Source organism: Serratia marcescens (assembly GCF_006715005.1).
Taxonomy (GTDB): domain Bacteria; phylum Pseudomonadota; class Gammaproteobacteria; order Enterobacterales; family Enterobacteriaceae; genus Serratia; species Serratia montpellierensis.
Genome location: NZ_VFMJ01000001.1, coordinates 4,965,633 through 4,986,648, shown reverse-complemented (window position 1 = coordinate 4,986,648; position 21,016 = coordinate 4,965,633). Strand labels below are relative to the sequence as shown.

The 21,016-nt window shown below is 51.4% G+C and carries 38 protein-coding genes; all 38 read right to left on the bottom strand.

Annotation, left to right across the window (positions count from 1 at the left end; translation table 11 throughout):
* Positions 1-8: 8 nt before the first annotated feature.
* Positions 9-215 (bottom strand): alternative ribosome-rescue factor A, encoded by a 207-nt coding sequence (locus FHU12_RS24165; RefSeq protein ID WP_047729715.1) that lies wholly within the window; start codon positions 213-215, stop codon positions 9-11.
* Between the two features lie 75 nt (positions 216-290).
* Entirely contained in the window at positions 291-722 is a 432-nt protein-coding gene (gene zntR, locus FHU12_RS24160; RefSeq protein WP_016930321.1) for a Zn(2+)-responsive transcriptional regulator, read from the bottom strand.
* Positions 722-1,096, bottom strand: coding sequence for a DnaJ family domain-containing protein (locus FHU12_RS24155; RefSeq protein WP_047729714.1), 375 nt, complete (start codon positions 1,094-1,096; stop codon positions 722-724). The genes zntR and FHU12_RS24155 overlap by 1 nt, the downstream gene beginning before the upstream one ends.
* 148 nt (positions 1,097-1,244) lie before the next feature.
* Positions 1,245-1,634, bottom strand: a complete 390-nt coding sequence (gene rplQ, locus FHU12_RS24150) for a 50S ribosomal protein L17 (RefSeq protein ID WP_004929726.1) — start codon at positions 1,632-1,634, stop codon at positions 1,245-1,247.
* A gap of 40 nt (positions 1,635-1,674) precedes the next feature.
* A complete protein-coding gene (locus tag FHU12_RS24145) occupies positions 1,675-2,664 on the bottom strand; it encodes a DNA-directed RNA polymerase subunit alpha (RefSeq protein ID WP_002919219.1) in 990 nt (329 codons plus the stop codon).
* Positions 2,665-2,689: 25 nt separating this feature from the next.
* Positions 2,690-3,310: a 30S ribosomal protein S4 gene (gene rpsD, locus FHU12_RS24140; protein WP_025304496.1), complete on the bottom strand. Its 621-nt coding sequence runs from the start codon at positions 3,308-3,310 to the stop codon at positions 2,690-2,692.
* 30 nt (positions 3,311-3,340) lie between these two features.
* Entirely contained in the window at positions 3,341-3,730 is a 390-nt protein-coding gene (rpsK, locus tag FHU12_RS24135; RefSeq protein WP_004929731.1) for a 30S ribosomal protein S11, read from the bottom strand.
* Positions 3,731-3,746: 16 nt separating this feature from the next.
* Entirely contained in the window at positions 3,747-4,103 is a 357-nt protein-coding gene (gene rpsM / locus FHU12_RS24130) for a 30S ribosomal protein S13 (RefSeq protein WP_004929734.1), read from the bottom strand.
* Positions 4,104-4,251: 148 nt separating this feature from the next.
* The gene (gene rpmJ / locus FHU12_RS24125) at positions 4,252-4,368 is read right to left on the bottom strand and encodes a 50S ribosomal protein L36 (RefSeq protein WP_002227352.1); all 117 of its coding nucleotides are present in this window, start codon (positions 4,366-4,368) and stop codon (positions 4,252-4,254) included.
* Positions 4,369-4,401: 33 nt separating this feature from the next.
* The gene (gene secY, locus FHU12_RS24120) at positions 4,402-5,733 is read right to left on the bottom strand and encodes a preprotein translocase subunit SecY (protein WP_004929740.1); all 1,332 of its coding nucleotides are present in this window, start codon (positions 5,731-5,733) and stop codon (positions 4,402-4,404) included.
* A 7-nt stretch (positions 5,734-5,740) separates the two neighbouring features.
* The gene (gene rplO, locus FHU12_RS24115; protein WP_004929742.1) at positions 5,741-6,175 is read right to left on the bottom strand and encodes a 50S ribosomal protein L15; all 435 of its coding nucleotides are present in this window, start codon (positions 6,173-6,175) and stop codon (positions 5,741-5,743) included.
* A 3-nt stretch (positions 6,176-6,178) separates the two neighbouring features.
* A complete protein-coding gene (gene rpmD, locus FHU12_RS24110; RefSeq protein WP_048232028.1) occupies positions 6,179-6,358 on the bottom strand; it encodes a 50S ribosomal protein L30 in 180 nt (59 codons plus the stop codon).
* A gap of 6 nt (positions 6,359-6,364) precedes the next feature.
* Positions 6,365-6,865, bottom strand: coding sequence for a 30S ribosomal protein S5 (gene rpsE, locus FHU12_RS24105; RefSeq protein ID WP_004929747.1), 501 nt, complete (start codon positions 6,863-6,865; stop codon positions 6,365-6,367).
* Between the two features lie 14 nt (positions 6,866-6,879).
* Positions 6,880-7,233, bottom strand: coding sequence for a 50S ribosomal protein L18 (rplR, locus tag FHU12_RS24100; RefSeq protein WP_004929748.1), 354 nt, complete (start codon positions 7,231-7,233; stop codon positions 6,880-6,882).
* A gap of 9 nt (positions 7,234-7,242) precedes the next feature.
* The gene (gene rplF, locus FHU12_RS24095) at positions 7,243-7,776 is read right to left on the bottom strand and encodes a 50S ribosomal protein L6 (RefSeq protein WP_004929751.1); all 534 of its coding nucleotides are present in this window, start codon (positions 7,774-7,776) and stop codon (positions 7,243-7,245) included.
* Positions 7,777-7,790: 14 nt separating this feature from the next.
* Positions 7,791-8,183 carry a 30S ribosomal protein S8 gene (rpsH, locus tag FHU12_RS24090; RefSeq protein WP_004929753.1) on the bottom strand — a complete coding sequence of 131 codons (393 nt, stop codon included), beginning with the start codon at positions 8,181-8,183 and terminating at the stop codon, positions 7,791-7,793.
* A 30-nt stretch (positions 8,184-8,213) separates the two neighbouring features.
* Entirely contained in the window at positions 8,214-8,519 is a 306-nt protein-coding gene (gene rpsN / locus FHU12_RS24085; protein WP_019456186.1) for a 30S ribosomal protein S14, read from the bottom strand.
* A 13-nt stretch (positions 8,520-8,532) separates the two neighbouring features.
* Complete coding sequence (rplE, locus tag FHU12_RS24080; RefSeq protein WP_004929756.1) at positions 8,533-9,072, bottom strand: 50S ribosomal protein L5; 540 nt, start codon at positions 9,070-9,072, stop codon at positions 8,533-8,535.
* A gap of 14 nt (positions 9,073-9,086) precedes the next feature.
* Complete coding sequence (rplX, locus tag FHU12_RS24075) at positions 9,087-9,401, bottom strand: 50S ribosomal protein L24 (RefSeq protein WP_019456185.1); 315 nt, start codon at positions 9,399-9,401, stop codon at positions 9,087-9,089.
* A 9-nt stretch (positions 9,402-9,410) separates the two neighbouring features.
* Positions 9,411-9,782 carry a 50S ribosomal protein L14 gene (gene rplN / locus FHU12_RS24070; RefSeq protein WP_000613954.1) on the bottom strand — a complete coding sequence of 124 codons (372 nt, stop codon included), beginning with the start codon at positions 9,780-9,782 and terminating at the stop codon, positions 9,411-9,413.
* A gap of 172 nt (positions 9,783-9,954) precedes the next feature.
* Positions 9,955-10,209 (bottom strand): 30S ribosomal protein S17, encoded by a 255-nt coding sequence (gene rpsQ, locus FHU12_RS24065; protein ID WP_004929760.1) that lies wholly within the window; start codon positions 10,207-10,209, stop codon positions 9,955-9,957.
* A complete protein-coding gene (rpmC, locus tag FHU12_RS24060) occupies positions 10,210-10,401 on the bottom strand; it encodes a 50S ribosomal protein L29 (protein ID WP_004929762.1) in 192 nt (63 codons plus the stop codon).
* Entirely contained in the window at positions 10,401-10,811 is a 411-nt protein-coding gene (gene rplP, locus FHU12_RS24055) for a 50S ribosomal protein L16 (protein WP_004929764.1), read from the bottom strand. Before rplP ends, rpmC begins: the two co-directional genes overlap by 1 nt.
* Positions 10,812-10,823: 12 nt before the next feature.
* Positions 10,824-11,522, bottom strand: a complete 699-nt coding sequence (gene rpsC / locus FHU12_RS24050; RefSeq protein WP_004929766.1) for a 30S ribosomal protein S3 — start codon at positions 11,520-11,522, stop codon at positions 10,824-10,826.
* A gap of 17 nt (positions 11,523-11,539) precedes the next feature.
* Entirely contained in the window at positions 11,540-11,872 is a 333-nt protein-coding gene (rplV, locus tag FHU12_RS24045) for a 50S ribosomal protein L22 (protein ID WP_002223844.1), read from the bottom strand.
* Positions 11,873-11,886: 14 nt separating this feature from the next.
* Positions 11,887-12,165 carry a 30S ribosomal protein S19 gene (rpsS, locus tag FHU12_RS24040; protein ID WP_004929772.1) on the bottom strand — a complete coding sequence of 93 codons (279 nt, stop codon included), beginning with the start codon at positions 12,163-12,165 and terminating at the stop codon, positions 11,887-11,889.
* 14 nt (positions 12,166-12,179) lie between these two features.
* Positions 12,180-13,004, bottom strand: coding sequence for a 50S ribosomal protein L2 (rplB, locus tag FHU12_RS24035; RefSeq protein ID WP_004929775.1), 825 nt, complete (start codon positions 13,002-13,004; stop codon positions 12,180-12,182).
* A gap of 18 nt (positions 13,005-13,022) precedes the next feature.
* Complete coding sequence (rplW, locus tag FHU12_RS24030) at positions 13,023-13,325, bottom strand: 50S ribosomal protein L23 (RefSeq protein ID WP_004951179.1); 303 nt, start codon at positions 13,323-13,325, stop codon at positions 13,023-13,025.
* A complete protein-coding gene (gene rplD, locus FHU12_RS24025; protein ID WP_004929779.1) occupies positions 13,322-13,927 on the bottom strand; it encodes a 50S ribosomal protein L4 in 606 nt (201 codons plus the stop codon). Before rplD ends, rplW begins: the two co-directional genes overlap by 4 nt.
* Before the next feature lie 10 nt (positions 13,928-13,937).
* The gene (gene rplC / locus FHU12_RS24020; RefSeq protein WP_015379265.1) at positions 13,938-14,567 is read right to left on the bottom strand and encodes a 50S ribosomal protein L3; all 630 of its coding nucleotides are present in this window, start codon (positions 14,565-14,567) and stop codon (positions 13,938-13,940) included.
* A 32-nt stretch (positions 14,568-14,599) separates the two neighbouring features.
* Positions 14,600-14,911: a 30S ribosomal protein S10 gene (rpsJ, locus tag FHU12_RS24015; RefSeq protein WP_001181005.1), complete on the bottom strand. Its 312-nt coding sequence runs from the start codon at positions 14,909-14,911 to the stop codon at positions 14,600-14,602.
* 384 nt (positions 14,912-15,295) lie between these two features.
* Positions 15,296-15,775 carry a bacterioferritin gene (bfr, locus tag FHU12_RS24010; protein WP_019456183.1) on the bottom strand — a complete coding sequence of 160 codons (480 nt, stop codon included), beginning with the start codon at positions 15,773-15,775 and terminating at the stop codon, positions 15,296-15,298.
* 73 nt (positions 15,776-15,848) lie between these two features.
* Entirely contained in the window at positions 15,849-16,043 is a 195-nt protein-coding gene (bfd, locus tag FHU12_RS24005) for a bacterioferritin-associated ferredoxin (RefSeq protein WP_015379266.1), read from the bottom strand.
* Positions 16,044-16,174: 131 nt separating this feature from the next.
* Positions 16,175-17,359 (bottom strand): elongation factor Tu, encoded by a 1,185-nt coding sequence (tuf, locus tag FHU12_RS24000; RefSeq protein WP_055314187.1) that lies wholly within the window; start codon positions 17,357-17,359, stop codon positions 16,175-16,177.
* Between the two features lie 70 nt (positions 17,360-17,429).
* A complete protein-coding gene (fusA, locus tag FHU12_RS23995) occupies positions 17,430-19,544 on the bottom strand; it encodes an elongation factor G (protein WP_141972225.1) in 2,115 nt (704 codons plus the stop codon).
* Positions 19,545-19,637: 93 nt separating this feature from the next.
* Positions 19,638-20,108: a 30S ribosomal protein S7 gene (gene rpsG / locus FHU12_RS23990; protein WP_004956203.1), complete on the bottom strand. Its 471-nt coding sequence runs from the start codon at positions 20,106-20,108 to the stop codon at positions 19,638-19,640.
* Between the two features lie 96 nt (positions 20,109-20,204).
* Positions 20,205-20,579, bottom strand: coding sequence for a 30S ribosomal protein S12 (gene rpsL, locus FHU12_RS23985; protein WP_004930426.1), 375 nt, complete (start codon positions 20,577-20,579; stop codon positions 20,205-20,207).
* A 143-nt stretch (positions 20,580-20,722) separates the two neighbouring features.
* Complete coding sequence (gene tusB, locus FHU12_RS23980) at positions 20,723-21,010, bottom strand: sulfurtransferase complex subunit TusB (protein WP_025304499.1); 288 nt, start codon at positions 21,008-21,010, stop codon at positions 20,723-20,725.
* Positions 21,011-21,016 lie beyond the last annotated feature (6 nt).

Genomic DNA, 21,016 nt, shown 5'->3' with positions numbered 1-21,016 from the left:
TTTAATGCTTAAAACCAGAAGGCCAGTGGTAATTTATCGTTTGATAGTTTACCACTGGCCTCCCAGTTACCGCCTTTGTTGTGTTTTTCTTTACGCCGATAGCTGCCTTTGCCTTTCACATTCTTTTCTACCCGCTGACGGAATAGCGGATCATGCAACAGCGCCTCAATGGCGTTATCTTGAATCTGGCCTTTAGTGTGACGATATTTCGTCATGGTAATGCTCCTGTAAAAGGTAGGGTAATAAAACGAGCCGATAATACTGCCGGCAGTATAAAAATTAAAGTGCCGTCAGCAACCTTTTTTACCTTTGTCATCGCTGGCGCCCTGTTCCAAAGCTTCCAAAATAGAACAGTAGTTGCTGGTATGGGCGGTACCGCAGCAGGCGTCACTCAGCCGCTTCAGCGATTCGCGCATACGCGTCAGCTCCGCCAACTTGCTTTCCACTTCGCTCAGGCGCGCATCGACGATCGACTTTGACTCCTGGCAGGTATGATGCTCAGGATCGACGCGGATCGACAGCAACTCGGCGATCGTTTCCAGAGTAAATCCCAGCTGCTTGGCATAGCGAATAAAGCGCAGCCGCTGCAGATCCTGCTCGGTGTAGAGCCGGTAACCGCCCTCGGTGCGGACATTGTGATCCATCATGCCCTGCTTTTCATAGTAGCGCACGGTATCCGGCGTCACTTCGGCAAGCTTGGCCAACTGACCTATCTTGAACATTACTTCTCCTCCCGGGTGAATTTGCCGTCCAATGCACGCTGGTATTCGCCATGCAAGAAATCCGTACTCATCCCAGCCTGACGCAATCGATGCTCCAGCAGCGCCATGCGTTTGCTGAGTTCGACATAGTCCGGATGCTCACTGCTAATCCCTTGCAGTAAGCGAGCAACGGTTAGCGCCTCTTTGCGATCTTCCAGTTCCGGTGGCAGATAACCGGCATTTTTCAGTAGACGGTAACCCGCGCGGAGTTCAGCCGGCACCGCGCTGTCATCTTCCAGCGTCAACGGTTGGCCCTGGCCGGGCAGATTGTCGAACTCGCCTTTATCTTGGGCATCAAGGATATGACGTTCCGCCCATTGATCGAGCAACCCCATGACAGACAGCCTCGGTAAGCCTAATGATGAAGCCTTAGCATAGCGGATAGGGACAGGGATCTTAAGCGCAGCGGGGGAATTGCGCACATTTGGCTGGATTTGGACGTAAAAAAACCGGGCAAGCCCGGTTTTTTTACGCGTCTACAGATTACTCTGCAGTTGCTACTTCTGCTTGAGACTCAGCACGATCAACCAGCTCGATGTATGCCATCGGCGCGTTGTCGCCTGCGCGGAAGCCACACTTCAGAATGCGAGTGTAACCACCGGCACGGCTCGCGAAACGCGGGCCCAGCTCGTTAAACAGTTTTGCCACGATCTCGTTATCACGAGTACGGGCGAATGCCAGACGACGATTAGCTACGCTGTCGGTCTTGGCAAGAGTAATCAGCGGCTCAACAACGCGACGCAGCTCTTTTGCTTTTGGCAGGGTCGTCTTGATGATCTCATGACGAACCAAAGAGCCGGCCATGTTACGGAACATAGCCTGGCGATGGCTGCTGTTACGGTTCAGTTGACGACCACTCTTACGATGGCGCATGACCTTATCCTTCTCAGTAAAACCTTAACCTGTGATCCGGTTACTCGTCAGCAATGCTTGCCGGCGGCCAGTTTTCCAGGCGCATGCCCAGAGACAGACCACGTGAGGCCAGCACGTCTTTAATCTCGGTAAGAGATTTTTTACCCAGGTTTGGCGTTTTCAGCAACTCAACCTCGGTACGCTGTACCAGATCACCGATGTAGTGGATAGCTTCTGCCTTGAGGCAGTTAGCAGAGCGGACAGTCAATTCCAGATCGTCAACAGGGCGCAGCAAGATCGGATCGAACTCTGGTTTCTCTTCTTTAACTTCCGGCTGACGTACATCACGCAGGTCAACGAAAGCTTCAAGTTGTTCAGCCAGAATGGTGGCCGCACGGCGGATCGCCTCTTCAGGATCGATCGTGCCATTGGTCTCCATCTCGATGACCAGCTTATCCAAGTCAGTACGCTGTTCTACACGCGCAGCTTCAACATTGTAGGCGATACGCTCTACAGGGCTGTAGCAGGCGTCAACCAACAGACGACCGATTGGGCGCTCATCTTCTTCCGAATGAATTCGGGCAGAAGCCGGCACATAACCGCGACCGCGCTGAACTTTGATACGCATGCTGATAGCCGCGTTCTCATCAGTCAGGTGGCAAATCACGTGCTGAGGCTTGACGATTTCGACATCACCATCATGGGTGATGTCGGCAGCGGTCACAGGGCCAATGCCAGATTTATTCAGGGTAAGAATAACTTCGTCTTTGCCTTGAACTCTCACCGCCAGCCCTTTCAGGTTGAGCAGGATCTCCAGGATATCTTCCTGTACGCCTTCTTTGGTGCTGTACTCATGCAGTACACCATCAATCTCAACCTCGGTCACCGCGCAACCCGGCATAGATGAAAGCAGAATACGGCGCAGTGCGTTGCCAAGAGTATGGCCAAAGCCACGCTCTAAAGGCTCAAGGGTCACCTTGGCGTGCGTCGAACTGACTTGCTCGATATCTACCAGGCGCGGTTTTAGAAACTCTGTCACAGAACCCTGCATTGTGTCCTCTCTTTGGTACTAAGCTTTACTTGGAGTAAAGCTCGACGATCAGGTGTTCGTTAATGTCCGCAGACAGATCGGTACGTTCAGGCATACGCTTGAACACGCCTTCCATCTTAGCAGCATCAACTTCCAGCCAAGTCGGCTTTTCACGCTGCTCAGCCAGCTCCAGAGAAGCTTTAACACGAGACTGCTTTTTAGCTTTCTCGCGGATGCTGACTACGTCATTCGGAGATACCTGATAAGAAGCGATGTTAACAACGTGACCGTTTACCATAACTGCTTTGTGGCTAACCAGCTGACGTGACTCTGCACGAGTAGCGCCGAAGCCCATACGGTAAACAACGTTGTCCAGACGACCTTCCAGCAGCTGCAACAGGTTTTCACCGGTGTTGCCCTTCAGGCGGGTTGCTTCTTTGTAATAGTTACGGAATTGACGCTCCAGAATGCCGTACATACGGCGAACTTTCTGCTTCTCACGCAACTGAACACCGTAATCAGACAGACGCGGTTTACGCGCACCGTGCTGACCAGGTGCTTGTTCAATTTTACACTTGGAATCGATCGCGCGAACGCCAGACTTAAGGAACAGGTCTGTGCCCTCACGACGGCTCAGCTTGAGCTTAGGACCCAAATATCTTGCCATTTTCTTTCTCCAACAATCCTAAAAGCTGCGTTACACGCGGCGCTTTTTCGGCGGACGACAACCGTTATGAGGGATCGGAGTCACATCAGTAATATTAGTGATGCGGAAACCAGCCGCGTTCAGAGCGCGGATAGTAGACTCACGACCAGGACCAGGTCCTTTAACCATAACTTCCAGGTTCTTGATACCGTATTCTTTTACTGCGTCAGCACAACGTTCTGCTGCAACCTGTGCTGCGAACGGAGTGGACTTACGAGAACCACGGAAACCGGAACCACCGGCTGTTGCCCAACCCAAAGCATTACCCTGACGATCAGTGATGGTAACGATGGTGTTGTTGAAAGAAGCATGGATATGAGCCACGCCGTCAGAGACTTGCTTTCTTACACGCTTACGTGTACGAACAGGTGCCTTTGCCATTATTCAATAACCCCGATTATTTCTTGATCGGCTTGCGCGGACCCTTACGGGTACGAGCGTTGGTCTTGGTGCGCTGACCGCGTACCGGCAGACCACGACGATGACGCAAACCACGATAGCAACCAAGGTCCATAAGACGCTTGATGCTCAGGGTAATTTCACGACGCAAATCACCCTCAACGGTGTATTTGGCAACTGCATCACGAAGCTTTTCGATTTGCTCTTCAGACAGCTCACTGATCTTAACATTTTCAGCAATACCCGTGGATGCACAGATAGCCTGTGAACGGGTTTTACCGATACCGAAGATCGACGTTAAGGCGATAACGGTATGTTTATGATCAGGAATGTTAATGCCTGCTATACGGGCCACTATGCACTCCTACTATTTTATACAGCAACACCATTCTGAAAAGCCCGTTTTCAGGATACTCAAATAGTGTTGCAGTGCGACATACAAAAGATTGGCTGGCTAATCTAGCCAGCTCAACCCAACTTTGCAAGAAAAATATGCGAGATAATCAGCCTTGACGCTGTTTATGCTTCGGCTCGGCGCTGCAAATCACACGAACGACACCGTTACGCTTAACGATTTTGCAGTTACGACATAATTTCTTGACGGAAGCACGAACTTTCATTTTTACTCTCCGTAACTTCTCAAACGAATCTGACTAGCGGTTATAGCCTTTCAGATTTGCTTTCTTCAATGCAGACTCGTACTGACTTGACATCATCAGAGTTTGCACTTGAGCCATAAAGTCCATGATGACGACAACCACGATCAGTAGCGAGGTACCACCAAAGTAGAATGGTACTTTCATTGCATCACGCATGAACTCCGGGATCAGGCAGATGAAAGTAATGTACATCGCGCCCACCAGGGTTAAACGCGTCATTACTTTATCGATATACTTCGCCGTTTGCTCTCCCGGACGAATTCCTGGTACGAAGGCACCGGACTTCTTCAGGTTATCTGCTGTCTCACGCGGGTTGAATACCAACGCCGTGTAGAAGAAACAGAAGAAGATGATTGCAGACGCATAGAGTAACACATAAAGCGGTTGCCCTGGCTGCAAATACAGCGAAATCGTAGTCAGCCAGTTCCAACCGGTACCGCCCCCAAACCATGATGCAATCGTGGCCGGGAACAGAATAATGCTGGAAGCGAAAATCGCCGGGATAACACCCGCCATGTTCACTTTCAACGGTAAATGTGTACTCTGTGCTGCATAAACACGACGACCTTGTTGACGCTTCGCATAGTTAACGACGATACGACGTTGACCACGCTCGATGAAAACAACGAAGAAGGTTACTGCAAACACCAATACTGCAACCAACAGCAGCAGGAGGAAGTGCAGGTCGCCTTGCCGTGCTTGCTCGATAGTATGGGCCACTGCCGGCGGGAGTCCCGCTACAATACCCGCGAAGATAATGATCGAGATACCGTTGCCGATACCGCGCTCAGTAATCTGTTCACCCAGCCACATCAGGAACATTGTCCCGGTTACCAGGCTCACAACCGCAGTAAAGTAGAATGCAAAGCCTGGATTTAACACCAGGCCCTGCATACCAGGCATATTCGGCAGACCGGTAGCAATACCGATCGACTGGAATATGGCCAATACCAGCGTACCGTAACGGGTGTACTGGCTAATCTTGCGACGGCCAGCCTCCCCTTCTTTCTTGATTTCCGCCAACGCTGGATGAACCACCGTCAGCAGCTGGATAATGATCGACGCCGAGATATACGGCATGATCCCCAGAGCAAAGATAGAAGCACGGCTGAGGGCACCACCAGAGAACATGTTAAACATTTCAATGATAGTGCCTCTCTGCTGCTCAAGCAATTTGGCAAGCACAGTGGCATCGATACCAGGAATCGGAATGAAAGAGCCGATACGGAAGACAATCAGCGCGCCGATGACAAACAAAAGTCTGCGCTTCAGCTCGCCGAGCCCGCCTTTAGCACTTTGAAAATCTAATCCTGGTTGCTTAGCCATCTGCTACTTATTCCTCAATTTTACCGCCAGCAGCCTCGATAGCAGCACGAGCGCCTTTGGTGACACGCAGACCACGCAGGGTTACCGGACGAGCGACTTCGCCAGAAAGTACAACTTTCGCGAATTCGATCTGGACACCAACTACGTTAGCGGCTTTCAGCGCGTTCAGGTCGATAACATCGCCTTCAACCAGAGCCAGTTCAGACAGACGAACTTCTGCCGTGATCATCGCTTTGCGTGAAGTGAAGCCGAATTTCGGCAGACGACGGTACAGAGGCATCTGACCACCTTCAAAACCACGACGTACGCCACCGCCAGAACGAGACTTCTGACCTTTGTGACCACGGCCGCCGGTTTTACCCAGGCCAGAACCAATACCACGACCTACACGCTTAGGCGCATGCTTGGCACCTTCAGCCGGAGACAGAGTATTTAAACGCATCTGTTACTCCTCAACTTTAACCATGTAGGAAACCAGGTTGACCATACCGCGAACAGCAGGAGTATCCTCGCGCTCTACGGTGTGACCAATACGACGCAGACCCAGACCGAGCAGAGTAGCTTTATGCTTCGGCAGACGGCCAATTGAGCTGCGAGTTTGTGTAACTTTAATAGTCTTAGCCATGGTCAATTACCCCAGAATGTCGGCAACGGATTTACCACGCTTAGCAGCGACCATTTCAGGAGACTTCATATTCGCCAGAGCGTCGATAGTTGCACGAACCACGTTGATCGGGTTAGTGGAACCATAAGCTTTAGCCAATACGTTGTGCACCCCAGCAACTTCGAGAACGGCGCGCATTGCACCACCCGCGATGATACCGGTACCTTCATGAGCAGGCTGCATGAACACGCGAGAACCCGTGTGAGCGCCCTTAACAGGGTGCTGCAGGGTGCCGCTGTTCAGCGCGACGTTCATCATGTTGCGACGGGCTTTTTCCATCGCTTTCTGGATCGCTGCTGGAACTTCGCGTGCTTTGCCGTAGCCAAAACCAACGCGACCGTTACCATCACCAACTACAGTCAGTGCGGTAAAGCTGAAAATACGGCCACCTTTTACGGTTTTAGATACGCGGTTTACCGCGATCAGCTTTTCCTGCAGTTCGCCAGCTTGTTTTTCGATGTGAGCCATCTTAAACCTCTTCCTTAGAACTGAAGGCCAGCTTCACGGGCAGCATCTGCCAGTGCCTGGACTCGACCATGATATTGGAAACCGGAACGGTCAAAGGATACTTTCGCAATCCCTTTTTCCAACGCGCGCTCAGCCAGAGCTTTACCTACGGCTGCTGCTGCGTCTTTGTTACCGGAATACTTCAGTTGCTCCGCGATAGCTTTTTCTAAAGTAGAAGCGGCTACCAGTACTTCAGAACCGTTTGGAGCAATCACCTGTGCGTAAATGTGACGCGGGGTACGATGTACCACCAGGCGGGTTGCACCCAGCTCTTGGAGCTTGCGGCGTGCGCGGGTCGCACGACGGATACGAGCAGATTTCTTATCCATAGTGTTACCTTACTTCTTCTTAGCCTCTTTGGTACGCACGACTTCGTCGGCGTAACGAACACCTTTGCCTTTGTAAGGCTCAGGACGACGGTAAGCGCGCAGATCTGCTGCTACCTGGCCAATAACCTGCTTATCAGCGCCTTTCAGCACGATTTCAGTTTGGCTTGGGCATTCAGCAGTGATACCTGCCGGCAGCTGGTGATCGATAGGGTGAGAGAAGCCCAGGGCCAAATTCACCACGTTGCCTTTAACGGCAGCACGATAACCAACACCTACCAGTTGAAGCTTTTTGGTGAAGCCTTCGGTAACACCAACAACCATTGCGTTCAGCAGAGCGCGCGTGGTACCCGCTTGAGCCCATGCGTTAGCAAAACCTTCGCGCGGAGCGAAAGTCAGTGCGTTAGCTTCTTGCTTCACTTCAACGGCGTCGTGGATAGTACGAGTCAACTCGCCGTTTTTACCCTTAATCGAAATAACCTGACCGTTGAGTTTTACCTCTACGCCGGCAGGAATGACGACGGGTGCTTTTGCAACACGAGACATTCTTTCCTCCCGAATTAAGCTACGTAGCAGATAATCTCGCCACCAAGACCAGCCTGGCGAGCTGCACGATCGGTCATAACACCTTTAGAGGTAGAAACAACAGCGATACCCAAACCGGCCATAACTTTTGGCAGCTCATCTTTTTTCTTGTAGATGCGCAGACCTGGACGGCTGATACGTTGAATGCTTTCTACCACAGCTTTGCCCTGGAAGTACTTCAGTACCAGTTCCAGAACAGGCTTGGCGTCGCCTTCGATTTTGAAATCTTCAATAAAACCTTCTTCCTTCAGCACGTTGGCAATTGCCACTTTCAGCTTGGAGGAAGGCATGGTGACCGCAACTTTGTTCGCGGCTTGACCGTTACGGATACGGGTCAGCATATCCGCGATCGGATCTTGCATGCTCATCTGTCTTTACTCCCGTGATTCAATTGGTAATTACCAGCTAGCCTTTTTCAAGCCTGGTACTTCACCGCGCATAGCGGCTTCACGAAGCTTAATACGGCTCAACCCGAATTTGCCCACATAACCATGTGGACGGCCAGTTTGGCGGCAGCGTTTACGCTGACGAGACGGGCTGGAATCACGCGGCAGAGTTTGCAGCTTGAGAACGGCATCCCAACGATCTTCATCGGACGCGTTCACATCAGAGATAATAGCTTTCAGTTCAACGCGTTTTGCAAAGAACTTGTCAGCTAATTTCACGCGCTTGACTTCGCGTGCTTTCATTGATTGCTTAGCCATCAGTAACCCTGCCTTACTTGCGGAACGGGAAGTTAAAAGCAGCCAGCAGCGCGCGGCCTTCATCATCAGATTTCGCAGTAGTGGTAATGGTAATATCCAAACCACGAACGCGATCGACTTTGTCGTAGTCGATTTCTGGGAAGATGATTTGCTCACGCACGCCCATGCTGTAGTTGCCACGGCCATCGAATGACTTGGCGGACAGGCCACGGAAGTCACGGATACGTGGAACAGCAATGGAGATCAGACGCTCAAAGAACTCCCACATGCGTTCGCCACGCAGAGTTACTTTACAGCCGATCGGATAGCCCTGACGGATTTTGAAGCCTGCAACAGATTTGCGGGCTTTGGTGATCAACGGTTTTTGACCGGAGATGGCTGCCAGGTCCGCTGCGGCGTTATCCAGCAGTTTCTTGTCAGCAATCGCTTCACCAACACCCATGTTCAGGGTGATCTTCTCGACCCGAGGGACTTGCATGACAGAGTTGTAATCAAACTGAGACATCAGTTGTTTGACTACCTCGTCTTTGTAGTAATCATGCAGTTTCGCCATCGTATTACTCCAAATTACTTGATAGTTTCGCTGTTAGACTTGAAGAAACGGACTTTTTTGCCCTCTTCGAATCTAAAGCCTACACGGTCAGCCTTGCCGGTAGCCGCGTTGAAGATAGCAATGTTAGAAACCTGAATTGCAGCTTCTTTTTCAACAATGCCGCCTGGTTGGTTCAGAGCCGGAACCGGCTTCTGGTGTTTCTTAACCAGGTTGATGCCTTCAACAATGACCTTGCCAGCAGACAGGACATTTTTTACTTTACCGCGCTTACCTTTGTCTTTCCCGGTAATCACGATAACTTCGTCATCACGACGGATCTTCGCTGCCATGTTCGCTCCTTAGAGTACTTCTGGTGCCAGAGAGATAATTTTCATGAACTTCTCATTACGCAGTTCACGAGTTACCGGCCCAAAAATACGCGTACCGATAGGCTGCTCGCTGTTATTGTTCAAAATAACGCATGCATTGCCATCGAAGCGAATGACAGAACCGTCCGGGCGACGTACACCCTTCTTGGTGCGCACCACTACCGCCTTCAGAACATCGCCTTTCTTCACCTTACCGCGAGGAATTGCTTCCTTGATGGTAATTTTGATGATGTCGCCGACGCCTGCGTAGCGACGGTGCGAGCCACCTAGAACCTTGATACACATTACGCGACGTGCACCGGAGTTGTCGGCGACGTTCAGCATAGTCTGTTCTTGGATCATTTTAGTGCTCCGCTAATGTCAACTACTACTTTAAAGACCCAAGTAAAAATTAGGCCGTTGAAAAGCCCCATAACCGAGGGCGCAGCATTATAACACCGCTTACTTGGTATGGGTAGAAAAAATAAACGGCTCATTTTCTGAGCCGTTTATTAAGTGAGAGCCAGCTACTCTATTACAGAATCGCTTTCTCTACAACGCGAACCAACGTCCAGGACTTAGTCTTGGACAGTGGGCGGCATTCGCGGATTTCCACCACGTCGCCGGTACCACATTCGTTGTTCTCGTCATGTACGTGCAGCTTGGTCGTACGCTTGATGAACTTCCCGTAGATCGGGTGCTTCACAGTACGTTCGATAGCAACAACGATGGATTTCTCCATTTTGTCGCTAACAACACGACCCTGCAGGGTACGGATAACTTCAGTCATTTACACACCCGCCTTTTGAGTCAGTAAAGTCTTAACGCGTGCGACGTCACGACGCACTTGTTTCAACAGGTGAGTTTGTTGCAGCTGGCCACTGGCCGCCTGCATGCGCAAGTTGAATTGCTCACGCAGCAGGTTGAGCAGCTCGGCATTCAGCTCTTCAACGCTTTTTTCACGCAGCTCTTGTGCTTTCATTACATCACCGTCTTAGTTACAAAGGTGGTTTTGATCGGCAGTTTCGCTGCTGCCAGTTTGAATGCCTCGCGGGCAACCTCTTCTGGCACGCCGTCCATTTCGTACAGGACCTTACCAGGCTGGATCAGGGCAACCCAATACTCCACGTTACCCTTACCTTTACCCATACGCACTTCCAGCGGCTTCTCGGTGATCGGTTTGTCCGGGAATACACGGATCCAGATCTTGCCTTGACGCTTAACTGCACGAGTCATTGCACGACGAGCTGCTTCGATTTGACGAGCAGTCAGACGGCCACGGCCAACAGCTTTCAGACCGAAAGTGCCGAAGCTAACATCCGTACCTTGCGCCAGACCACGGTTGCGGCCCTTGTGCACCTTACGGAATTTTGTACGCTTTGGTTGTAACATCAGCGACTCTCCTTACTTGCGGCCTTTACGCTGCTGCTTTTTAGGTTGAGCAGCCGGTTCCGGTTGTTCAACTGCAGCCATACCACCCAGGATCTCACCTTTGAAGATCCATACCTTAACGCCGATTACACCATAAGTGGTGTGCGCTTCAGATGTGTTGTAGTCGATGTCCGCACGCAGAGTGTGCAATGGAACACGACCTTCGCGGTACCATTCGGTACGTGCGATTTCAGCGCCGCCAAGACGGCCGCTTACTTCAACTTTGATACCTTTAGCGCCAAGACGCATTGCGTTCTGTACTGCACGCTTCATAGCACGACGGAACATCACGCGACGTTCCAGCTGAGAAGTGATGCTGTCAGCAACCAATTTAGCGTCGAGTTCCGGTTTACGGACTTCGGCGATGTTGATCTGTGCAGGAACGCCAGCGATGTCCGCTACGACCTTGCGCAGTTTTTCGACGTCTTCACCTTTCTTGCCGATAACGATGCCTGGGCGAGCAGTGTGAATAGTCACACGGATGCTCTTCGCAGGACGCTCGATAACGATGCGAGAAACGGAAGCTTTCGACAGTTCCTTAGTCAGGAATTGACGAACTTTAAAGTCGCTGTCCAGGTTGTCAGCGAATTCTTTGGTATTCGCATACCAAGTAGAGTTCCAAGGTTTGACAATACCCAGGCGAATACCATTAGGATGTACTTTCTGACCCATTGCTAGTCTCCAGAGTCTCAGCGATCGGACACAACCACAGTAATGTGGCTGGTGCGCTTCAGGATGCGATCTGCACGACCTTTTGCACGCGGCATAATGCGCTTCATGCTTGGGCCTTCGTCTACGAAGATTTTCGTAACTTTCAGATCATCGATGTCAGCGCCATCGTTGTGTTCTGCGTTAGCAATGGCAGACTCCAGCACTTTCTTAACCAGACCAGCAGCTTTCTTGTTGGTGTAGGTCAGAGTTTCCAGAGCTTGCGACACTTTCTTACCGCGAATCAGGTCAGCAACAAGGCGAACCTTCTGAGCAGAAGAACGAGCGTGGCGATGTTTAGCGATAGTTTCCATCTCTTCCTCCTACCTTAGCGCTTTTTAGCTTTTTTATCAGCCGCATGGCCGCGATAAGTACGAGTCGGCGCGAATTCACCCAGTTTGTGACCGACCATTTCATCGGAAACGAACACTGGTACGTGCTGACGACCATTATGGACAGCGATGGTCAAACCGATCATGTTAGGAAAGATCGTTGAACGACGGGACCAAGTGCGCAAAGGCTTCTTGTCACCGCTTTCCACCGCTTTCTCTACCTTCTTCAGCAAGTGCAGGTCAATAAAAGGACCTTTCTTGAGAGAACGTGGCATGGCTTATCCTCTAATTATTTTTTGCTACGGCGACGTACGATGAACTTATCAGTACGCTTGTTGCTACGGGTCTTCTTACCTTTGGTCTGAACGCCCCACGGAGTTACCGGGTGCTTACCAAAGTTACGACCTTCACCACCACCGTGCGGGTGATCTACCGGGTTCATCGCCGTACCGCGAACGGTAGGACGAACACCACGCCAACGTGCAGCACCTGCTTTACCCAGAACGCGAAGCATGTGTTCAGCGTTACCGACTTCACCCAGGGTGGCGCGGCAATCAGCTGGAACTTTACGCATTTCGCCAGAGCGCAGACGCAGAGTTACGTAGGAACCATCACGAGCAACGATCTGAACGTAGGCACCAGCGGAGCGAGCCATCTGGCCGCCTTTACCTGGTTTCATTTCTACGTTGTGAACCGTTGAACCAACTGGAATGTTGCGCATCGGCAGGGTGTTACCCGCTTTGATTGCAGCATCAACGCCAGATTGAATCTGGTCACCAGCTTTCAGGCCTTTCGGCGCCAGGATGTAACGGCGTTCGCCGTCTTTGTACAGAACCAGCGCGATGTTCGCGGAACGGTTCGGATCGTACTCCAGACGCTCAACCACAGCAGGGATACCGTCTTTGTTGCGCTTGAAGTCAACCAGACGATAATGTTGCTTGTGGCCACCACCGATATGACGGGTGGTGATACGGCCATTGTTGTTACGACCACCGCTTTTGCTCAGTTTTTCCAGCAGCGGGGCATAAGGTTTACCCTTGTGCAGCTCAGGGTTAACCACTTTAACAACGTGGCGACGACCCGGAGATGTAGGTTTACATTTAACAATTGCCATTGTTCTTACTCCTCCGACTTACTCTGCGCCGCCGATGAAGTCCAGATTCTGGCCTTCTTTCAGGGTGACGTAAGCTTTTTTCCAGTCGCTACGACGACCAACACGCTGACCGTGACGCTTCACTTTCCCTTTAACTACCAGGGTGTTCACGTCTTCGACTTCGACTTCAAACAGTTTCTGCACTGCAGCTTTGATTTCTGCTTTGGTCGCGTCTTTGGCAACTTTGAGAACGATGGTGTTGCTTTTTTCCATCGCAGCGGATGCTTTTTCAGATACGTGCGGTGCACGCAGCACTTTCAGCAAACGTTCTTCACGGATCATGCCAGCATCTCCTCAACTTGCTTCACAGCATCAGCAGTCATAACCACTTTGTCGAAGGCGATCAGGCTAACCGGATCGATACCTGCTACATCGCGCACGTCAACCTTGTACAGGTTGCGAGCTGCCAGGAACAGATTCTCATCCAGTTCACCGGTCACGATCAGCACGTCTTCCAGAGCCATATCTTTCAGTTTCTGTGCCAGCAGCTTAGTTTTAGGCGCTTCTACAGAGAACTTCTCGACAACGATCAGACGATCTTGACGTACCAGCTCGGACAGGATGCTTTTCAGCGCGCCGCGGTACATCTTTTTGTTTACTTTCTGACTGTGGTCCTGTGGCTTAGCAGCAAAGGTCACGCCGCCTGAACGCCAGATCGGGCTCTTTACAGAACCTGAACGCGCACGGCCGGTGCCTTTCTGACGCCATGGCTTTTTGCCGGAACCAGTTACTTCAGCACGGGTCTTCTGAGCACGGGTACCTTGACGGGCACCTGCTGCATAAGCAACAACAACCTGGTGTACCAGCGCTTCGTTGAAATCACGACCGAAGGTAGTTTCGGAAACAGTCAGCGCGCTTTGCGCGTCTTTCAATACTAATTCCATTGCTATCCCCTTACGCCTTCACAGCTGGTTTAACGATCAGGTTGCCACCGGTTGCGCCCGGTACAGCACCCTTAACCAGCAGCAGGTTGCGCTCAGCGTCAACACGTACTACGTCCAGGCTCTGAACGGTTACGCGCTCATCACCCAGGTGGCCAGCCATTTTCTTGCCTTTGAACACTTTGCCCGGAGTCTGGTTCTGACCGATAGAACCCGGAACGCGGTGAGACAAGGAGTTACCGTGGGTAGCGTCTTGGGTACGGAAGTTCCAGCGCTTAACAGTGCCAGCAAAACCTTTACCTTTAGAAGTACCGGTAACATCGACTTTTTTAACGTCAGCGAAGATTTCTACGCTAATTTCCTGACCTGCAGCGAACTCTTGACCTTCTTCAAGGCGGAATTCCCACAGACCACGGCCAGCTTCAACGCCAGCTTTAGCGAAATGGCCCGCTTCCGGCTTGGTTACACGGTTAGCTTTTTTGCTACCAGTGGTAACCTGAACGGCACGGTAACCGTCGGTGTCCAGGCTTTTAACCTGAGTCACGCGGTTCGCTTCAATTTCAATTACGGTTACTGGGATAGAAACGCCATCTTCAGTGAAGATACGGGTCATACCCACTTTTTTACCGACTAAACCAATCATTGTTTCAACCTCTCAATCGCTCAATGACCTGATTAACCCAGGCTGATCTGCACGTCTACACCGGCAGCCAGATCCAGACGCATCAGAGCATCAACGGTTTTCTCGGTTGGCTCAACGATGTCAACCAGACGCTTGTGAGTGCGAATCTCGTACTGATCGCGCGCGTCTTTGTTGACGTGCGGAGAGATCAGAACGGTAAAGCGCTCTTTGCGAGTTGGCAGCGGGATCGGACCACGGACTTGCGCACCAGTGCGCTTTGCAGTCTCGACGATTTCCGCGGTTGATTGATCGATCAGACGATGATCAAACGCTTTCAGGCGGATACGGATTCTTTGGTTCTGCATGAGACCAGAGCTCCAATTATTTATAAACGTAAATAATTACTCCTCACACCCATTTCGATTGATGGGGGAGTGTAATCGTCAACATATAACCCCCATATCGGGAGTATTGTTCGAAAGGCAAAAAAGGCCTGCCAATCGACTGATTCGCTAAAATCAGGCTTACCAAGATTAGGTAAGCCCGCGCATTATACGCAAAATGGCCGAGGAAGCAAGCCGCAGTTGGAAATATGCTCAGGAAATCGTCATTTTTGCGCGTTCAGTGGCAGTGGGCGGGTTAACACGGTGAACAGGGAATGAATTATGCTTAGGGCGGGTTGAATTCTCCCCTGCCCCACCGTAAAAACGGTCGCCGGCAGGAGAGGCAATGGCGAATGGGCGGAAGGCTTACTCTTTGCGCTCCAAAATCTGTGCCTGGGCATAGTTTTGAATACCGAGGCGAGCGATGAGGTCCAGCTCGGTTTCCAGCCAGTCGATATGCTCTTCTTCATCGGCCAGGATATCGATCATCAAATCGCGGCTGACGTAATCGTGAATAGAATCGGCATAAGCGATACCTTCACGCAGGTTTTTAGCGCCTGCCAGCTCCAGAGCCAGATCGGAACGCAGCATCTCTTCAATGTCTTCGCCGATGTTCAGCTTGCCGAGATCTTGCAGGTTAGGGAGCCCTTCCAGGAACAGGATACGCTCGATGTAGCGATCGGCATGCTTCATTTCGTCGATCGACTCGTGGTATTCCTTGTCGTTGAGGCGCATTAAGCCCCAATTCTTGAACATGCGGGCGTGCAGGAAATATTGATTGATGGCAACCAGCTCGTTGCCGAGCAGCTTGTTGAGGTGAGCAATGATCTTTTTATCGCCTTTCATAGGTAACTCCTCCTGGCCAGTTCTAAAAGTGTAGAACCTGTAAGCCAAGAGTCAAAAATAACCTTACCCTTTGTTAGGCAACTTCATGCATTGGGATGATAGTTCCGCGTTCCTCCACCATAATCTGTCTTGCCTGACGAATGCACTTTCCACAATCGGTACCAATCGGCACAAGTTCACGCAGCTGCTTCATGGTATGGGGATTGTGCTGACGCACCGCATTACGGATCGCTTTGTCAGTCACCGCATTACACAGACATACATACATAGAGAGACTCACTTCTTAACCAATGCATTGAGTCTAAATAGGAATGGTTTTTATTTCAATTAAGATTTAAACAAATTGCATAAAAAAAGGGCACCGAAGTGCCCTTTTTTGTGTCGAAAAATTATTCGCGATTAAGCGATAACTTTAGCAACAACACCAGCGCCTACAGTACGGCCGCCTTCACGGATTGCGAAACGCAGACCGTCATCCATCGCGATTGGGTGAATCAGGGTAACAATCATGTTCACGTTGTCGCCTGGCATTACCATCTCTACGCCTTCTGGCAGTTCGATGGTACCGGTCACGTCAGTGGTACGGAAGTAGAACTGTGGACGGTAGCCTTTGAAGAATGGCGTGTGACGACCACCTTCATCTTTGCTCAGGATGTACACTTCAGATTCGAACTGGGTGTGTGGCTTGATAGAGCCTGGCTTAGCCAGTACCTGACCACGTTCGATGTCTTCACGTTTGATACCACGCAGCAGAACACCTACGTTCTCACCAGCACGGCCTTCGTCCAGCAGTTTGCGGAACATTTCAACGCCAGTACAGGTAGACTTAACGGTGTCTTTGATACCAACGATTTCAACTTCTTCGCCAACTTTGATGATACCGCGCTCAACACGACCGGTAACAACGGTACCACGACCGGAGATGGAGAATACGTCTTCGATTGGCAGCAGGAACGGCTTGTCGATAGCACGCTCTGGCTCTGGGATGTAGCTGTCCAGGGCTTCGGCCAGTTCGATGATTTTCGCTTCCCACTCAGCTTCGCCTTCCAGCGCTTTCAGCGCGGAACCGCGGATCACTGGCAGGTCGTCGCCTGGGAAGTCGTACGCGGACAGCAGTTCGCGAACTTCCATTTCTACCAGTTCCAGCAGCTCTTCATCATCAACCATGTCGCATTTGTTCATGAATACGATGATGAAAGGAACGCCAACCTGACGACCCAGCAGGATGTGCTCACGGGTCTGAGGCATTGGGCCGTCAGTCGCAGCTACTACCAGGATCGCGCCGTCCATCTGAGCAGCACCGGTGATCATGTTTTTCACGTAGTCGGCGTGCCCTGGGCAGTCAACGTGCGCGTAGTGACGAGTCGGGGTGTCATACTCAACGTGAGAGGTGTTGATGGTGATACCACGAGCTTTTTCTTCTGGCGCGTTATCGATCTGGTCGAAAGCACGTGCAGAACCGCCGTAGGTTTTAGCCAGAACGGTGGTGATCGCTGCAGTCAGGGTAGTTTTACCGTGGTCAACGTGGCCGATAGTACCAACGTTAACGTGCGGTTTTGTACGTTCAAATTTTTCTTTAGACACGGCTATATTCCTTACTATAGCGCTCTCCCCTTCTGGAGAGAGCACGGGACTTTGGTTTTAACCCTGCGGCTTATTTGCCACGGGCTTCGATTACGGCCTGAGCGACGTTGTTCGGTGCATCATCATACTTCAGGAATTCCATGGTGTATGATGCGCGACCTTTAGTCAGAGAACGCAGCTGAGTTGCGTAGCCGAACATTTCGGACAACGGTACTTCAGCGTGGATCTTAACGCCAGTCACTTCAGATTCCTGACCGCGCAGCATGCCGCGACGACGGCTCAAGTCACCGATAACGTCACCGGTGTTCTCTTCTGGAGTCTCAACTTCAACCTTCATGATAGGCTCAAGCAGAACTGGTTTCGCTTTCTTAAAGCCTTCTTTAAAGGCGATAGACGCGGCCAGTTTAAACGCCAGTTCAGAGGAGTCAACGTCGTGGTAAGAACCGAAGTGCAGACGAATACCCATGTCTACTACTGGGTAACCAGCCAACGGACCAGACTTAAGCTGCTCCTGGATGCCTTTATCAACGGCAGGGATGTATTCGCCAGGAATTACACCACCTTTGATGTCGTTGACGAACTCGTAACCTTTCGGGTTAGAGCCCGGCTCCAGTGGGTACATGTCGATCACAATGTGACCGTACTGACCGCGACCACCAGACTGCTTGGCGTGCTTACCTTCAACGTCGGTAATCTTCGCGCGAATCGCTTCGCGGTAAGCTACCTGAGGTTTGCCCACGTTAGCTTCAACGTTGAATTCACGCTTCATGCGGTCAACGATGATGTCGAGGTGCAGTTCACCCATACCGGCGATGATGGTCTGGTTAGACTCTTCGTCAGTCCATACGCGGAACGACGGGTCTTCTTTAGCCAGACGGCCAAGAGCCAGACCCATTTTTTCCTGGTCAGCTTTGGTTTTCGGTTCAACGGCGATAGAGATTACCGGCTCAGGGAATTCCATACGCTCCAGGATGATTGGAGAGTCTGGATCACACAGGGTGTCCCCGGTAGTCACGTCTTTCAGACCGATCGCAGCGGCGATGTCGCCTGCGCGAACTTCTTTGATCTCTTCACGCTTGTTGGCGTGCATCTGAACGATACGGCCAAAACGCTCGCGCGCAGACTTAACGGAGTTCAGCACGGTGTCGCCGGAGTTAACAACGCCGGAGTACACGCGGAAGAAGGTCAAGTTACCTACGAACGGGTCGGTAGCGATTTTGAACGCCAGCGCAGAGAACGGCTCGTCATCACTTGCGTGACGCTCAGCCGGAGTGTCTTTACCGTCGTCCAGGATACCGTTGATCGCAGGAACGTCAGTTGGTGCCGGCAGGTATTCGATTACCGCATCCAGCATCGCCTGCACGCCCTTGTTCTTGAACGCAGAACCACAGGTAACCAGGATGATTTCGTTGTTCAGTACGCGCTGACGCAGAGCTGCTTTGATTTCTTCCTCGGTCAGCTCTTCGCCGCCCAGGTATTTTTCCATCAGCTCTTCGGAAGCTTCCGCAGCGGACTCGATCAGGTTCTGGCGCCATTCCTCAGCCAGATCCATCATGTCAGCCGGGACGTCTTCGTATTCGAAGGTTACGCCTGCGTCTTCTTCGTTCCAGTTGATCGCCTTCATTTTCACCAGGTCAATAACGCCGGTGAATTTGTCTTCTGCGCCGATAGCCAGCTGCAGAGGAACAGGGTTAGCGCCCAGACGAGATTTGATCTGGCCAACAACTTTCAGGAAGTTAGCGCCCATACGGTCCATTTTGTTAACGAACGCGATACGTGGCACTTTGTATTTGTTAGCCTGACGCCATACGGTTTCAGACTGTGGCTGAACACCACCAACAGCACAGTAAACCATTACCGCGCCATCCAGCACACGCATGGAACGTTCTACTTCGATGGTGAAGTCAACGTGCCCTGGGGTGTCGATGATGTTTACGCGATGCGGTTCGAACTGCTTGGCCATACCAGACCAGAAAGCAGTAGTCGCTGCAGAAGTGATGGTAATACCACGCTCCTGCTCCTGTTCCATCCAGTCCATGGTGGCAGCGCCGTCATGAACTTCACCGATTTTGTGGTTTACACCGGTGTAGAACAGAATACGTTCGGTAGTGGTGGTTTTACCGGCGTCGATGTGAGCACTGATACCGATGTTACGGTAGCGTGCAATGGGTGTTGTACGAGCCATTTGATTCCTCTATTCCTAGGGCGTTCAAGTTCAGTTAACCCAAGCGGGCCGATTTGACGCGCCCGCTTGGTTAGCATGACTACAGCCAGGTGATTACCAGCGGTAGTGGGCGAACGCCTTGTTGGCTTCGGCCATACGGTGAACGTCTTCACGCTTCTTAACAGCAGAACCTTTGTTCTCTGCTGCGTCAGACAGCTCGTTCGCCAGGCGCAGAGCCATGGATTTATCACCGCGTTTACGTGCAGCATCAACGATCCAACGCATTGCCAGAGCATTACGACGAACCGGGCGGACTTCAACTGGTACCTGATAAGTAGAACCGCCAACGCGACGCGACTTAACTTCTACAGTCGGGCGAACGTTGTCGAGAGCGACTTCGAAAGCTTCCAGGTGATCTTTACCAGAACGCTGAGCCAGGGTCTCCAGCGCGGTATAGACGATTGCTTCTGCAGTAGATTTTTTACCGTCTACCATCAGGATATTTACAAATTTGGCCAGCAGCTCAGATCCGAACTTAGGATCTGGCAGGATTTTACGTTGGCCGATTACGCGACGACGTGGCATGGAAATACTCCGTTGTTAATTCAGGATTGTCCAAAACTCTACGAGTTTATTTTGACATTAAAGTTAAAACGTTTGGCCTTACTTAACGGAGAACCATTAAGCCTTTGGCTTCTTCACGCCGTACTTGGAACGAGCTTGCTTACGGTCTTTAACACCGGAGCAGTCAAGTGCACCACGGACGGTGTGGTAACGCACACCTGGCAGGTCTTTTACACGACCGCCACGGATCAGGATTACGGAGTGTTCCTGCAGGTTGTGGCCTTCGCCACCGATGTAGGAAGTCACTTCGAAACCGTTGGTCAAACGCACACGGCAAACTTTACGCAGTGCGGAGTTTGGTTTTTTCGGGGTAGTGGTATATACGCGGGTGCATACGCCACGTTTCTGCGGGCAGGCTTCCAGCGCTGGAACGTTGCTTTTAGCAGCCTTCACAGAGCGTGGTTTGCGAACCAGCTGGTTAATTGTTGCCATTAAAAAAGCTCCTGGTTTTTGCTTCGTACTAGCTTCGTAAACATGTGATAAATCCCCTCGTATGCACTATTGGCAGAGTACGAGGACGCAGAATTTTAGGGCTGACCAGTATGGGTGTCAAGAAATATACAACATCACTCTCATTACCAGGCCATTTGGCTGCGGTGTTGTTCGGTTAATTCAACGAAGTGATTATAGCCGATGACAGTGATTTTGTGCGAAAAATGACCAACCAATCCCCGGGCTTCCAGGTCATCCTGCAGCGCATAAAGGGATATGGGGGCGGCGAGCAGCAATTCAAGATGGGCGCTGCCGGCAAGGCCTGCAAGCACGCCGTCCTGTAGCAGCAACAGCGCGTCGCCCTCCGCCGCCAGGCGCAGCAGCGCAGGTAAGTCACATTGGTTTGGCGAATGGCTCAGGGTATACAGCATCAGAAG